Origin of the sequence: Paenibacillus lentimorbus NRRL B-30488 (assembly GCF_000411595.1) — a bacterium.
Classification (GTDB): domain Bacteria; phylum Bacillota; class Bacilli; order Bacillales; family Bacillaceae; genus Bacillus; species Bacillus velezensis.
On record NZ_ANAT01000006.1, the window covers coordinates 548,816 to 563,404 of the forward strand.

Genomic DNA, 14,589 nt, shown 5'->3' on the forward strand with positions numbered 1-14,589 from the left:
CGATACTGGGTGAATCCGTCCATACATCCGTTAGCGAAGGCGTAGTCGCTCTGACCCGCATTAGGCAGAACGGCCGAAAGGGATGAAAACATAACGAAGAAATCAAGAGGCTCTTCTTCAGCTGCTTTATCCAGCCAAACGGTTCCGAATACTTTGGGCGCTATAACTTCTTCTATGCTTTCTTTCGCTTTTTTATGATAAATGCATCCTTAACAAGTCCGGCACTGTGCAAAATTCCGTTTAATTCTCCGAATGTCTGCTTAATGTGCTTAATTAACGCGTCCGCCTCTTTTTCCTTTGAAATATCTGCCGGGACATATAGGGCTTCAGCGCCGAGATTTTCAAGAGCGCTCAATTTTTGCGCCGTTTCACGGGATGCCGGGGAACGCCCGGTTAATACCAGCTTGACTTCTGCCTGTTTCGCCAGATATTCCGCAAACAGATATCCGAGACCGCCGGCTCCTCCCGTAATTAAATACACACCGTTCTTTTTTACACTGAAACTATGTTTCTCCCCATCTTCTTTTTTACTCTTTTAAGCTGCCTTTTATAATAATGCCTCGGCTCATAACAGGTAAAGTGGTCCGTCTTGCATTGATTGTTCCATTCAAAAGAGATGACATCTGCAATATGCTGCTTTGTAAACGGCTCGTCAAACATTGATTTCAGCTCTGCAGCCTTACATGTGAAATTCGGATTTTCGGCCTGTACGGTCTTAAGAAAACTTTCAACCGCGTTATAAATGGGCTGAACCTCGCCCTCGGCATTTTCATACAGATACAAAATTTCTGCTTTCGGACAAAGTTTGTTCGCCATGAAGGCCTGAAACATTTGAAACAAGGAAAAAGACTTTTATTGAGCTGCTTTCTCATTGCATCTTCTGTATTTTTGAAGAGCCCGGCAGCTAAAAAATGAATAATATGGCGGGGTCTTATATTTTGAGAACGCAGAACCCCGCATAACGCATCATAATCCTCATCTTTTGCAAAGTTCATTTTAAAACGACCGTTCCGGCAATCTTCGAAACGCTCGCCGGAAGTCACGTAAATGAAAGGCGCCTCATAACCTTCAAGCTGTCTCTTCATTACGGTATACATGCTGTCGTCTTTGCAAAAAATAAAATTGGCTCTTTCGTATTCGGGAATTTTTCACTGCCTTTAAATTCATGTCTATCCCATACCATTTCATATAGATGGGTTGTCCCCAAGCTCTTAATTAATTCCAGCCCTTCTTCACGCGTCAGGCTGCCTTCTTTCACCTTTTTCACGATTTGCTCAATTTGCATCGTTTTTTCATTCATGGAAAAGCAACTCCTCTATCAGCTCTGACGTCTCTTTCGTATTCATCTCACCTGTTTGTGCTTTTTCAAGAAGCGACATGATTTCTCCATCTGCTGTATCTTTATTTGAGTTGTGAAGCTCAGTGTTCGAGAAAACCTCAGCCTTCTGCGCTTCATCTTTATTTAAATGAATCCAATGTCTGTTCTTGCTGAAAGGATAAAGAGGAAGAGACAGTTTAACCGGTTTGAGTTCCTCCTCATACAAGTCTTCCCAGCTGATTTCACAACCGATCGTCCACAACTGAGCCAGTTTGGCCGGCTTGTTTTGCTGAATCAGTGATTGAACATATGCATGACCTTCGGGGCCGCCGAATAAAGGAGCGTACAGACTATCAAAATCCGTTACATTTCCTTCATAAACACCTTGCAGCCTGCTCCCCTGAATGTAACCGTTTAATTTTTCAAGAAGATCTCCGATATTCGAGCAAGTGATCGCAAGGCGGCATTCAAATGGTTCCCTTCCGGTTTGCAGCGTATATGCTATTTCTTCAAGACCGATTCCGGACTTTTCTCTAAAATTGCCGTTATACGGTTTATCAGCTGATCGATTCCGCACGCTGCTGATATAGCGGCACAGCTCGCTCAGGGTCATTAATTCCTGAAATATGTCTAGTGATATTTCTGTGCCGTACATTTGGTTTATAAAAGAGATTAATTCGGAATAAGCCAACGGATCAAATCCGAATTCCGAAAGAGGTGTCTTTGCATCTATATTTGCGGTATCTAAACGCAGGATACCCGCTGCCGCTTCCCGAACCGCCTCTTGCACATCACGTTCCTGCACCTCTTGCTGACTGAATTGAACTGATAGTTCTTCATGTAAAAACGTTGTTAACTCTTTGGCTTTAACCATCAGCCTTTCCTTTGTTTTGGCCGATAGAACAATGATTTGATCCCGCTCGGCAGTTACTGCTTTATCTTGGCCGTATTCAAATTCTTCCACGATGACATGAGCATTTGCCCCGCCGAATCCAAAGGAACTGACTCCGGCGCGGCGCGGAATTTCATTTCCTTTTCGATCTTTTAATCTGGCCCACTTCATAGTTTTATTGACAATATGAAACGGTGTTCCGCTTAATTGAATGTAAGGGTTCAGTTCCTTAACATGTAGTGTGGCAGGCAATGTTTTATACTTCATGGATAGTAATACTTTAATCAGCCCCGGCATTCCAGAGGCGGGCTCTAAATGACCGATATTCGTTTTTACTGAACCGATGCCGCAATATTGGTCATGATTCTTTCCTGGATGCGGCTCAAAAGATCCAAACGCTTTTTTCAAGCCTTCAATCTCAATCGGATCTCCCAGTTCTGTCCCGGTTCCGTGTGCTTCAATATAAGATATCGTATCAACAGGAATATCGGCATTTTTATAAACAGACGTTAACAGTTCTGCCTGAGCTTCCGGGTTCGGAGCGGTCAATGAAGCAGATCTTCCTCCGTGATTTTCTCCGGTTCCTCTCAGGACTCCGTAAATATTGTCTCTGTCATTCATTGCCGCTTGCAATGGTTTCAATAACAGAACAGCTGCACCTTCACCGCGGACATAACCGTCGGCAAGTTTATCAAACGTCTTACATCGGCCGTCCCTAGACAAAATACCGAGTTTATCGGTATACATATGCGTGACTGGATCTAAGAGCAGCGAAACCCCGCCTGCTACCGCCAGCTCACTTTCACCATTTTGAATCGAGCGCACAGCTCTGTGGATTGCTACAAGACTGCTTGAGCAGGCTGTATCAATGGACTCACTCGGACCTCTGAAATTAAAATAGTGGGATACACGATTGCTGATGAGCGCCTGGCTGTTTCCGGTTCCCGCAAACGCATGCGCCCCGTCCGAATGCCTCATCAGCAGCTGGCGGTAATCATTAAATTGAATGCCCGTAAACACCCCGATATGTTTGCCTGACAGCTTTGAAGCTTTGTAACCCGCATCTTCTATCGCTTTCCAGGTTTCCTGCAAATAAATTCTGTGCTGAGGATCCATGAGTTCTGCTTCCCGCGGATTAATATTGAAAAACGCCTCATCAAATTTATCAGCATCTCTGATAAAGCCGCCCCATTTCGAATGTACTTCGCTGCTTCCTTTGCCTTCGGCGTATTTTTTCCAATCCCAGCGATCCGGGGGAATTTCCTGAATTGAATCTTTTTCATTGATTAAATTGATCCAAAACTCATCTGCATTTTTTGCTCCCGGAAAAACACAACTCATCCCGATAATGGCAACTGGCTGCTTCTCTGGATGATGGTCAGCCTGTCTTGCTGTCTTTTTTCAAACGGAAAACTTCGCGGCGGCTTCACTGTTTTCCCGGCGTGCACTACTTTCCTTTTTCAGAAATGTTTTTTCTGCATCTGTATTCCCTTTTGCAACAGTACGCAGTTCACTGTTTAGAAATTCCGAAAGAGACTTTATATGGCTGTAAGTAAAGAAAACGGCAGGTGTCAGCTTAAGCTTGTATTTTTATTCAGTCGGACAGCTAATGTTTTCAAACTGATAGAATCAAAGCCGAGATTGCCGAAATTCTCTGCCGTATCCAGCTGTTCAATGTTAATTTTCAATAATTCCGATACCATTTGCTTCAGTTCTTCAAGGACATTGTCTGCAGAATCCGGTCCTGTATAAGAACTTTCCTCTTGACGAGCCGGAAGTGTATTTACTTTTTGATGCGGCAGATCTTTTTTTGCTGGTGTTGTTCCGGCATCCCCGGTAACAACCGAAATTTGCGGACAGTCACATGCCAAAATCGTCTCAAAAGCCGCTATCCCTTCTTCCGTTTCCAAATAATCAAACCCGGATGCGGAAAGATATGCGTCTTCAGCTTCTTTGTTTAAATGCATTCCGCCTTTACGCCACAACGGCCAGTTAATCGAAATGCTCTTGCCTTGTCTCTCTTGCCGGCGGCTCTGTTCGGATCTCCAATTTATATATTGATCTTGAAAATAATTACCCATCGCATAGTTAACCTGTCCAAAATCACCGAAGACCGAAGAAATAGAAGAAAATACAATAAAGAAATCAAGCGGCTCATCTTTCGTTAATTCATCTAAGCATACCGTTCCTTCAATTTTAGCAGTCATGCCTTCTGAAAAATCAGTCAGATTCATCTCTGTAAATAACCGATCATCGGCATGACCAGCTGAATGAATAACGCCTTGAAGGGAGCCCCAAGTCCGTTTCGTTTCTTCTATGACCCGTCCCATCGTCTTTTGATCTGCGGCATCAGCTTGATAATATACCGCATCCCCTCCAAGCGCCTGCAGCCGGTCAATGTTATGTCGTTTATCAGCTGTTAACGGTGACCTTCCCGTCAATACCAATTTTGCTTGATACTGAGAGGCTAAATATTTTGCGAAAATCAGGCCCAGACCGCCCAAACCGCCCGTTATGAGGTAAATCCCTTTCTGTTTCAGCTGATGAGAGTGCTCTGTATGATTGAATACATACTCCTTTAGTGTCTTAACATACCTCTTGTTATTTATATATTTAACTTCTTCCGCCTGCCGTTCCACGTCTGAAACCATTTCGTTAAGACAAAATTCAGCCATTTTTTCAATTGATATACGTTCTGAAAAACCGATTGACTTCACATTCTCTGCGGATGGCACCAACATATTTGCCGTTTTTAAACAGCCTGCAAGAGCGCCCGTATACGGATCATTCACGCCTTCTTTAAAAGAGTGAACAAGAAGCAAAGAATGGAGGTAAAGAGAGGCGTCACTGCGGGCGCTCAGGGCTTTTAATAAATAAAAAATTGATTCCAGGCCGCTGAGAAGGCGGTCACCCGCGTAAAATGTTTCTCCCGTGTGCAAGATGACATCAGGAGAAAACCCCTTTTTCTCCAATTCTTCGAATAAACGAATATAATCTGACGTCACTTCCGGGTTTATACAGAATGTCAGCAGATTTTGATCGGTCTGCCGCTGATCCGGCGTGACGAGAATGACACGGCTGTCTGATTGATTTTTCAGAGCTCCAGCCAATGCTTCATCTTTTGCAAAAACCAGAATTGTTTTTGGCTCCCTATCTTTCATTTCAATCAGAGGGTTTTTTTGATCCCACTTATGCTCATAAAAACGTACATTTTTATTAGGCTTTTCGCCAAAAACCAGCCCGCTCAGTTCCATCAAAATCCCGCCGGCATTGTCTAATACATACACATCATAAGCCGAATCGCTTTCTTCAGTTTGTTCTGCATATACATAAACGGGTTCAGTCTCATGATCAAAAATCGTACATTCTTTAATATTTTCCGGGGTCTCTCCGGCATTTTCCCCCGCAAGGTATATGACGGCTTGATATGCGCTCTCAATCACTTCCGGTTTGATTATGCACCCTTTCGGCCCGGCCTTTGCTTTTATCTTTAAAAGCACCTGTCCGTTCCTGCTGACGCAGTGCTCTGCCGCTTTCAGACTGTCACTGCAGCTGTATCCGAATTCGGCAAGCCGCTGATAAAACGCTTCGTACGGTATGCGGTCTGCACGCTGAGACAGAAACGGCTCAAGATGAATATTTCCGTTCTCGTACGCCCCGTCTTCTAATTCGATCCGCCCTGAGGAATAAATGGATGAGTCGCTCTGTTTTTCTATAGAATACGATGCACCCTGATTATCCGGGGTTAATACAATCCGGATCTGCTCATTGCTTTCGCTTTGTAACATCGGTTCTCTAAAGGAGAGCTCAGTTAATTTAATAATCGGATTTCCTGAAGCCATCGCTCCGGCAGCTCTCGCCATTTCAATCTGGCTGAGAAACGGAAACATTTCCTTGTCTTGATACTTTGTTTTTATATACAAATCGGTATCGCTTACATTGATAAGAAACTTCTGTGCTTTAAAATCAGATATATTGCATGAAATGTAAGGATGCAGATCGTTATTTACGTTCATAAAGCGGCTTCCCGTATTTTGCGCATCTATTCTGCATAGCTCTTTGGCAAATGGATATCCGGGTGCTGATACCCGTCTCAAAGTGACATCTTTATAAAGTGACAGCCAATCTACTCCATTACCGCCAACCCAGTATTCAGCAATCTTCACAAGATCCCTGTTTGCGGCTGCTTCTTCAATTTCAGCTTTGTTCGTCCTTTGAGCTTCTGTTGTGTCTTTGCCGCTTGTAAAAATATGATCCCTCGCATTTCCGAGAGTATAGTCTGTCAGCCCTTTAAGCAATTCATCTCTTGTGGAGGCGATAACAGCCAATCTGTGCGGCATTTCTTCTCTCCCGGTTTGTAAAGTAAATGCTGTATTTCTAAGTGTTTCTAATGAATAATCTCTGGCTGCTATTTGTTCTTTTGCGCGTTTTGCATATTCTGCCAGCCTGTCGGTATTTTTTGCAGAAAAACAAATAAAAGCTGTTCAGGTTCTTCAGCCGCGAGAGGAGAGATAGCTTCATCCGCAAATTCTTCTAAAATAACATGGGCATTAGCTCCTCCTGCCCCGAAAGAACTGATTCCGGCACGCCTGGGAACGGATGACTCCCATTTTTCGGCTCTGTCCGGTACATAAAAAGGTGTTTTTTGAAACGGTATATTCTCATTCAATTCAGCAGAATGAGTCAGTGACGGAACAATCGTTTTATGTTTCATTTGAAGAATAACTTTCGTAATGCCCGCTATGCCTGCAGCAGCCTCAAGATGTCCGATATTTGATTTAACCGACCCGATCGCGCATGTCTTCTTATCGCGTTCGGCACCTGAAAATGCTTTGGTCAGGCCGGTGATTTCAATCGGATCTCCTAACGCGGTGCCTGTTCCGTGAGCTTCTATATAGCTGATGCTTTTTGGATCAATACATCCTTTTTTTAAGGCTCTCGTAATGACCTCACTTTGAGCTTTTGGATTCGGCACGGTATATCCATTCGTCTTAGCACCATGGTTGATCGCTGTTGCCTTAATAACTGAATAAATCTGATCACCGTCGGCAATAGCCTTTTTTACCGGTTTCAGCAGCACGGCACCTGTCCCTTCTCCCGGCACATAGCCGTCTCCTCCTGAACCGAAGCTTCTGCACCGGCCATCACTGGATAAAAATCCGCCTTGAGTCAGGAGTTCGTATTTATGAGGATGAATGGATAAATTGACGCCTCCTGCAATTGCAATTTCACATTCATTCCTGATTAAACTTTCACAGGCAAAATGAACAGCCGTTAATGATGAGGAACACATCGTGTCCAAAGCAATACTTGGCCCGCTGAAATTAAAGAAGTAGGATACCCGGTTTGCGATTGATGCATATGAGGAAGAAACGGCCGCTTCGTGACCAACGCTGTACAGCTGATATTGGCCGTACATAACCCCTGCAAAAACACCGACGTTTTTTCTTTCAAGCGTTTTCTTTGCGTACCCGGCATCTTCTATGGTGTGCCAAACCGTCTCTAAAAACAATCTCTCCTGCGGATCAATTAATTCAGCTTCGGCAGGAGAAATATTAAAGAACAACGGATCAAAATGATACACATCGTCAATAAATCCCCCCCATTTGCTTTGGTTTTTTACTTCGTCGCCCGCCGCAGGCTGATAGTGCAGCCCCGAATCCCACCGATCCTCAGGTATCTCAGTTATACAGTCTTTACCGTTCAATAAGTTTTCCCACAGAGTATCAAGATCATTTGCCATCGGGTAACGTCCGCTGATACCGATAATAGCGATATCATTGTCATGATACTTCTCCTGCTGCACCTGATTTTTCATCTGGATTTTCTGTTTCCCGTTAACATCGGCTGTCTGTTTATTATCTTTTTTCTTCTGAGATGGGGTGCTGCTCCCGTTTACTCCTAACCGGAGTTTATGAAGAAGAGTATCCCTGTGCTCCTCAACGAAATACTGTGACAATTCTGCCGCAGTCTGATATTCGAATAACAGCGTTTTTGAGAGCGCGCCGAAATGTTTTTCAAGCTCATTCGTCATATTGATAATCATAACGGAATCAAGTCCGTATTTTTCCAATGCCTCTTCTGCATCTATTTTGTCCGCAGGCATCCTGAATTCTGCAGCAATTATTTTTATGATAAAATCAGATGTTTCAGCTGTCAGTTTCTCTGAATCAAATGATTCGATATTTCTCCCTGTTCCTTCATCTGCCTGAATATTGTCTTTTCGTTCATATAATTGATGAACATGATTGTCAATTTGCTCATCTCCGTAAAATACAGTAAATTGCGAAAAACCGGAGGACAATGCGACGGCAAACGCTTTTTACCTTCTTCTTTTTCTAAAGGATAAAAACCCGCCTTTTTCATTGTCTCTACCGTTCGCTCATCCACTTGCATGCCGACTTCTTTCCACAGCGGCCAGTTCAGAGAGAGAGAAATCGTATCAGAATGCCGGGCAGAACGCATATTCATGAAATGATCCATATAACTGTTTCCAAACGCGTAATCAGATTGCCCGACATTTCCCAACACTGCGGAAGTAGAGGAGAAGCAAATGAAAAAGTCAGGATTTTCTTTCTCAACAGCATCATTCAGCCACATCGTACCCAATACTTTCGGTCTGATTACCTGATCGAATTCCTCTCGTGACTTGTTAAGAAGGAAAGAGTCACGGATGATTCCCGCGCCCTGAATGATCCCGTTTACTTTTCCATAAGAAGTTTTGGCTTTTTTGACTACATATTCGGCTTCTTCCTTATTGGTAATATCAGCCTGAACATAAACAGCTGAAGAACCGGCATCCTCCAATCGCCTCAGCTGTTTTCTTATATGGTCTGAAAGCGGAGATCTTCCTGTTAAAACAAGGCAGCATTTTGTTTGAAAAGCCAAATATTCTGCAAAGGTAAATCCTAATCCGCCCGCGCCGCCCGCGATAATATATACTCCATTTTCTCTCAGCGGCACATCTCCGCTTCCGGAATTTTTTTCGGGTTCATACGTTTTGAGCTGTTTGACATAACGCTGCATGTCTTTATAACGGATCTCTACATCTGAAGGCTGGAAATCACTCAGCTCATTGCGTATGATATCAGCTGCGTGAACGGCTGCTATTGACTGTTCCATTTCAATGCTTTTTGCTGAGATTAACGGATTTTCCAGCTGCAATGTCCGCAAAAATCCGCTTGCCGCCGCGTAAAGAGGCTGTTCTCCGGAAAGATGCGAAAAATATCCATATAACAGCTTGATCGATTTGCGGCAGTTATTTTTGAAGAGCGCCTGTTGTAATAAAAACAAAGAATAGACTCCGCTGTCGCATTGTTCACGAATCGCTCTCTCTGTTTTTCAAACGGCATGTCTGACCATAAATGCACCGCTTCCCGTATATCTGACTTTTCTTCTTCTATAAGCCATCCTAACAGGTCTATGTAATCTTTTTCAGAGCGGGGGTCGATTTCAAATACACCGTCCCCGGTTTTTCGAAACTCTTTCCCCGGCTTAACCAAAATAACCCTTGTATCATGCAATGCAGCAAGTTCTTTACTCACATCTTCATTTTTATCAAATAATAAAAGGCTGCCCTCACGCCGGCCGCCTTTTACATGAATGCTGAGATCTGTCCGCTGCCAGACCGTCTGATAATATATCGCCTGTCCGTTAACCCCTGCGGAATGAAAACCAAGCTGCTGTATCCGCTTTACTCCTTCTTCCAAAGAAATGTTGCCGCTTTCTATGTCAGAAAGTACTTTTTTCTAATATGACGGGCTTCTTTCATAAAAATCTTCATCCCCTTTACAAATGGCACTTCCGCAAAATGATAAACTAATCCTGCATGCGCTCCAGCACATAATCAGCTTCCTCCGCAGTCAGTTCGCCCGCTTTTAATTGTCTGAGGAGCTCTTTTACTCTCTCGTTCTTTCCATTGGAATCCGCTGTTGCACGAGTCTGTGCCTCCGCGGAAAACGTTTCTTTTTACGAATGGTTACATCCTTCAAACCTGCAAGTCTTTCTCCTTGTTCATTAAGCAGCTGAATATCGTAAATAAGCTCGGATTGACCTTTTTGGCCTGTTTTACGCGCATAAGCCCAGCATTCTGCTGAAACTTTTTTCCGAATCGTAATCTCTCCTATTGAAAAAGGAACATAAACAGATGCCTCTTCTCTTCCGTCCGTAATTCCGAACAAAGATTGCAGAGCCCCATCAATTAAAGACGGATGCAATGTATAATTTTCAAGAGCATATGCGGCTTCTTTTGGCAGCAATAAGTGTGCAACCGCTTCTGTTTTTCCGCCCCATAAACGTTGAATCGGCTGAAAAGCGCGCCCATACAGGAACCCGTTTTCCTGAAAATACTTGTAACATTCATCTTGTTCACGGACAAAAGCACTTCTGTTTATCATCTCTTGTCTGTCGATATTCTCTATATCACCGTAATGATGATCATAATCTAATTCCCCTGTCACAAATCCAGTCCTTACAGCAGCATCCTCGTCAGATGACATATTAAATAATATTTTGCCGTCTTTTACGGAAATGTGAGTGTAAATGGTCAGGCTCTCTTGCAAAAGCATGGCCGGTCTGGCAAATATCACGTTTTTTTAAACGAGTGACCTCTTTCTTTCGATATGACCGCGTTCCCGCTGCGCATGCCATTTCAAGAAAAGCAGCGGCCGGGAGAATGCTCTTGTTTTTTACGATGTGGTCTTTTAACCAAATCTCTTTTTCTCTTAATGTCGTTTTAAAAAACTGCTGTTCCAGAGTAGATTCATTCGAATCCAGAAGCGGGTGCAGTGAAGACTGCCGCGGCAATATTTCCGGAAATATTGCACTTTGATTTCGAGGCACCCAGTAAGACTCCTCAGCAAATGGATATAAAGGAAGCTTGACCTTTTGCGGAGTATACTCTTCATATAACTCTCTCCATTGAATATCAGCCCCGAAAGACCATAATTTCGCAAGAAGATTCAAGTCCTTTGTCTCCATCATCACCTCGAGGAATTTATCTTTCATCTTTTGATCATGAAAGATAAAGACTTTATCAAAATCTTTCGTAACATTGCCTTTGTATACGCCCTCTCCAATTGTTCCTTCAGTACAGAAAGTTCTCAGCTTCTCCTTAAGTTCCGGCAAATCGGAAGCTACAACAGCAAGTCTGTCTTCCATCGGCTCCCTGCATGTCTGCAATGTAAAAGCGATATCAGCTGCTGAGGCCTTTGTCTCCCGCTCTGTGAATTGCAGAAGGCGCCGGGCGTATTCTTTCAGTCTGTCTTCATTTTTGGCAGAGAGAACTGCGGCAAACGGCCCGCTTATTGTTTGTGTGTCCGCATGGTTTTGATATTCCTCCACAATGACATGGGCATTTGCTCCTCCCGCTCCGAACGAACTGATTGCTGCTCTCCTGTTAGAGGCGCCTGATTCTTTCCGCCACTCTTCTTCTTTCTGCTGAACGTAAAAAGGCGTCTTTTCAAATCGGATATTTTGGTTCAGCTGTTCCGAGTGAATGGATGGCGCCAATTTCTGGTGCTTAAATTGTAAAAGAACTTTTGTAAGGGCTGCTATACCTGCGGCAGACTCCAAATGTCCGATATTAGACTTCACTGAACCTATGGCACAAAATTGTTTATCATCCGTAAATTTCTCAAAAGCTTTTGTCAATCCTGCGATCTCAATCGGATCTCCGAGCGAGGTACCCGTTCCGTGTGCTTCCAAGTAGCTGACGGATCGCGGACTGATGCCCGATTTCTTGAAATTTTCAGCAATCAGCTCAGCTTGTGCATTCGGATTCGGAACCGTAAACCCATTGGTTTTTCCGCCATGATTTACAGATGTTCCTTTAATCACTCCGTATATATGATCCTGATCAGCAATTGCTTTTTCCAGAGGTTTCAACAGGACGGCTCCCGAACCTTCTCCCGGGACATAGCCGTCTCCGCCCTCTCCGAAACTTCTGCACAATCCTTCGGTGGAAACAAAATTACCTTGACTCAGCCAAAGGTATTTGCTGGGGTGTATGGACACATTAACGCCGCCCGCAAGCGCAATCTCACTTTCCCCTCTTTTAATGCTCTCACATGCCAAGTGAATGGCTGTCAGCGATGATGAACACATCGTATCCAGTGCAATGCTCGGGCCGGAGAGATTAAAAAAGTATGAAACCCTGTTCGCAATAGATGAAAAGAAGGAACTGAGCGCAATCGGATTGCCCCGCGCAGTTTCTTCTGCGCCGAATAATTGATATTGTCCGTACATGGCTCCGACAAACACACCGGCTTTCATACCGTTAAGCTTCTCTTTTGTATATCCTGAATCTTCAAACGTATGCCAGGAGGTTTCGAGAAAAATTCGCTCCTGAGGGTCCATCAGCTCAGCTTCTTTATGAGAAATATGGAAAAACAGCGGATCGAATTGATCAACACCGCTGATAAAACCGCCCCACTTACTGTTGATTTTCCCCTTCTCCATTCTGTCGGGACTGTAATTCGATCTGAAATCCCAACGTTCCTCGGGGATTTCAATAATACAGTTTTTCCCTCCGGCAATGTTTTCCCAGAACTCCTCAAGAGTATCGGAATTCGGATATCTTCCGCTCACACCGATAATGGCAATATCCTCACCCGGCTGAACCATGCTCGGTGCAGGTGTATCCTTCTGCTGCCGGTGCTGTTTTTTACTCGGATTTTCTCTTTTCTTCTGCACTCTTGTTACCGGAGCTGCTCCTGCGGCCTTAAGCACTTTTTCTTTAAAAGATGTTAGGAAGAAGTTTGAAAGCTCTTCAATGTTCTGATATTCAAAAAAGATTGTTTTCGGAAGATCCCCGAAAGTATCTTCAAGCTTTGAAATAAGTGACATGATCATAAGTGAGTTGATTCCGAACTTCTCAAAAGAGTCTTTCGCATTTATTTTATGAGCTTGGATTTTCAAGACACCGCTGATGGTCTTGATTAAATAGTCATTGACTTTTTCTTTCGCAGCATATTCCTCTTCTTCATCGTATTCCGCCGTGAGTGTATCTTGATCTGCTGCAGCTGTATTTCTTTGAATCGAAAGCGCCTTTATCATTTTATCCCGCTCACCTTCTGCAGGCATTAAGCTGGTAAATGAAGACCGCAGCATTTTCAGAAACGCTTCCAGAACAGAGGAAGTGCGCATCGGAGTCATCCCGTATTTTCTTTTATTTGAACGATTCCACTGCTGTCGAGACTCATTCCGCCATCTTTCAATAACGGCCAATTGATTGATAGTGTTTTTCCGTTTCGGGAGAGCTGGGATCGAAGCATTGCAAAACTGTCCATAAAATGATTTGCGTACGCATAGTCACTTTGGCCGGCATTTCCGTAAGCGGCAAAAGAAGAAAAGAGAACAAAAAAATCAAGATCTTCGTCTTTTGTCAGCTCATCCAGCCAGATTGTCCCGTAAACTTTCGGTTTCAGTACGTCCGTAAAATCACTGAGACTTTTATTTACAAGAAATGAGTCACGAAGGATGCCGGCAGCATGGATGATCCCGTTTATGCTGCCGTACCGCTGTTTAACGCCGAAAATGAATCGCTCTGCCTCTGTTCGATCTGTTATGTCCGTCCGCTGATATTCAACAATAGAGCCGCTCTCATTAAGCTTACTGATCCGTTCTTTTTGATCAGCTGTTAAAAAAGAACGGCCTGTAAGTATAATCACGGCTTGGTTTTCATTAGCGATGTGTTCCGCAAACAGCAGCCCGAGTTTTCCGGCTCCTCCGGTAATGATATATATGCCGCCTTTTTGATACGTTACAGATCCGTGATCGTGTTCCGGAATATCAATAGGCTGCAGCCCTTTCACATAACGGGTATATGAGTCTATTAAAACCTCACATTCATCCGTTTGAAAGCGCTGCATTTCACTGATTGCAGCATCCCATATCTCGGAAACGGGAGGATTTATGTCAGAATCCTCGTGGCGTATCTGTATGGTTTTCGCTTTAAGCTTGGAGCTTTCCATGTTTACCGTCTTCATGAACCCTCCGACAGCTTCATGAAACGGCTGATTCAGACCGCTTGTCCAATAAATATGCAATAACGTAACAGGTTCGTTTCTTCGCATTAAAGCTTTTGATAATAAAAAGAGCGAGTTTATCCCTCTGCGAAGAGTTTCATTAACGGATTCTTCAGTGATTTCTCTGATTTCTCCGTTCCATAAATAGAGCACGACATCAGGTGTAAATCCGTTTTCAGCCAAATCAGACAGCAGCATTTCGACATGATTTTCATCAGAAGGATTGATTGTGCATCTATTCCGTTCAATTCTGTAATCAGAATCGGGCGTTACGAGAATGACACGGTTATGTTCTCCATTCATCATCTCGGCATGCTGAAAGAGACGGTTATCCTGATCAAAAATCAGCATAT

Annotated in this window: 6 protein-coding genes and 5 pseudogenes; all 11 read right to left on the reverse strand. The window is 43.7% G+C overall.

Translation table 11 applies throughout. The features are described from left to right. Positions 1–5: 5 nt before the first annotated feature. A pseudogene (locus D368_RS19945) lies at positions 6–481 on the reverse strand (SDR family NAD(P)-dependent oxidoreductase); the annotation flags it as partial. Positions 482–492: 11 nt separating this feature from the next. After that, positions 493–1,097: pseudogene (locus D368_RS19950) on the reverse strand (hypothetical protein). Beyond that, positions 1,085–1,300 (reverse strand): hypothetical protein, encoded by a 216-nt coding sequence (locus D368_RS19955; protein ID WP_486129219.1) that lies wholly within the window; start codon positions 1,298–1,300, stop codon positions 1,085–1,087. Before D368_RS19955 ends, D368_RS19950 begins: the two are co-directional and overlap by 13 nt. Next, positions 1,293–3,551, reverse strand: a complete 2,259-nt coding sequence (locus tag D368_RS19960) for a beta-ketoacyl synthase N-terminal-like domain-containing protein (protein WP_486129220.1) — start codon at positions 3,549–3,551, stop codon at positions 1,293–1,295. The genes D368_RS19955 and D368_RS19960 overlap by 8 nt, the downstream gene beginning before the upstream one ends. Positions 3,552–3,781: 230 nt before the next feature. Further along, positions 3,782–7,995 (reverse strand): annotated as a pseudogene (locus D368_RS19965) (SDR family NAD(P)-dependent oxidoreductase); the annotation flags it as partial. A 222-nt stretch (positions 7,996–8,217) separates the two neighbouring features. Then, positions 8,218–8,316 (reverse strand): annotated as a pseudogene (locus D368_RS19970) (phosphopantetheine-binding protein); the annotation flags it as partial. A gap of 50 nt (positions 8,317–8,366) precedes the next feature. After that, the gene (locus D368_RS19975) at positions 8,367–9,332 is read right to left on the reverse strand and encodes an SDR family NAD(P)-dependent oxidoreductase (RefSeq protein ID WP_486129229.1); all 966 of its coding nucleotides are present in this window, start codon (positions 9,330–9,332) and stop codon (positions 8,367–8,369) included. 9 nt (positions 9,333–9,341) lie between these two features. Continuing rightward, positions 9,342–9,919 (reverse strand): annotated as a pseudogene (locus D368_RS19980) (KR prefix domain-containing protein); the annotation flags it as partial. A gap of 189 nt (positions 9,920–10,108) precedes the next feature. Next, positions 10,109–10,669, reverse strand: coding sequence for a polyketide synthase dehydratase domain-containing protein (locus D368_RS19985; protein WP_486129221.1), 561 nt, complete (start codon positions 10,667–10,669; stop codon positions 10,109–10,111). A gap of 40 nt (positions 10,670–10,709) precedes the next feature. Continuing rightward, complete coding sequence (locus tag D368_RS19990) at positions 10,710–13,355, reverse strand: beta-ketoacyl synthase N-terminal-like domain-containing protein (protein ID WP_486129222.1); 2,646 nt, start codon at positions 13,353–13,355, stop codon at positions 10,710–10,712. A gap of 5 nt (positions 13,356–13,360) precedes the next feature. Next, positions 13,361–14,587, reverse strand: a complete 1,227-nt coding sequence (locus D368_RS19995; protein WP_486129223.1) for an SDR family NAD(P)-dependent oxidoreductase — start codon at positions 14,585–14,587, stop codon at positions 13,361–13,363. Between the last annotated feature and the right edge of the window lie 2 nt (positions 14,588–14,589).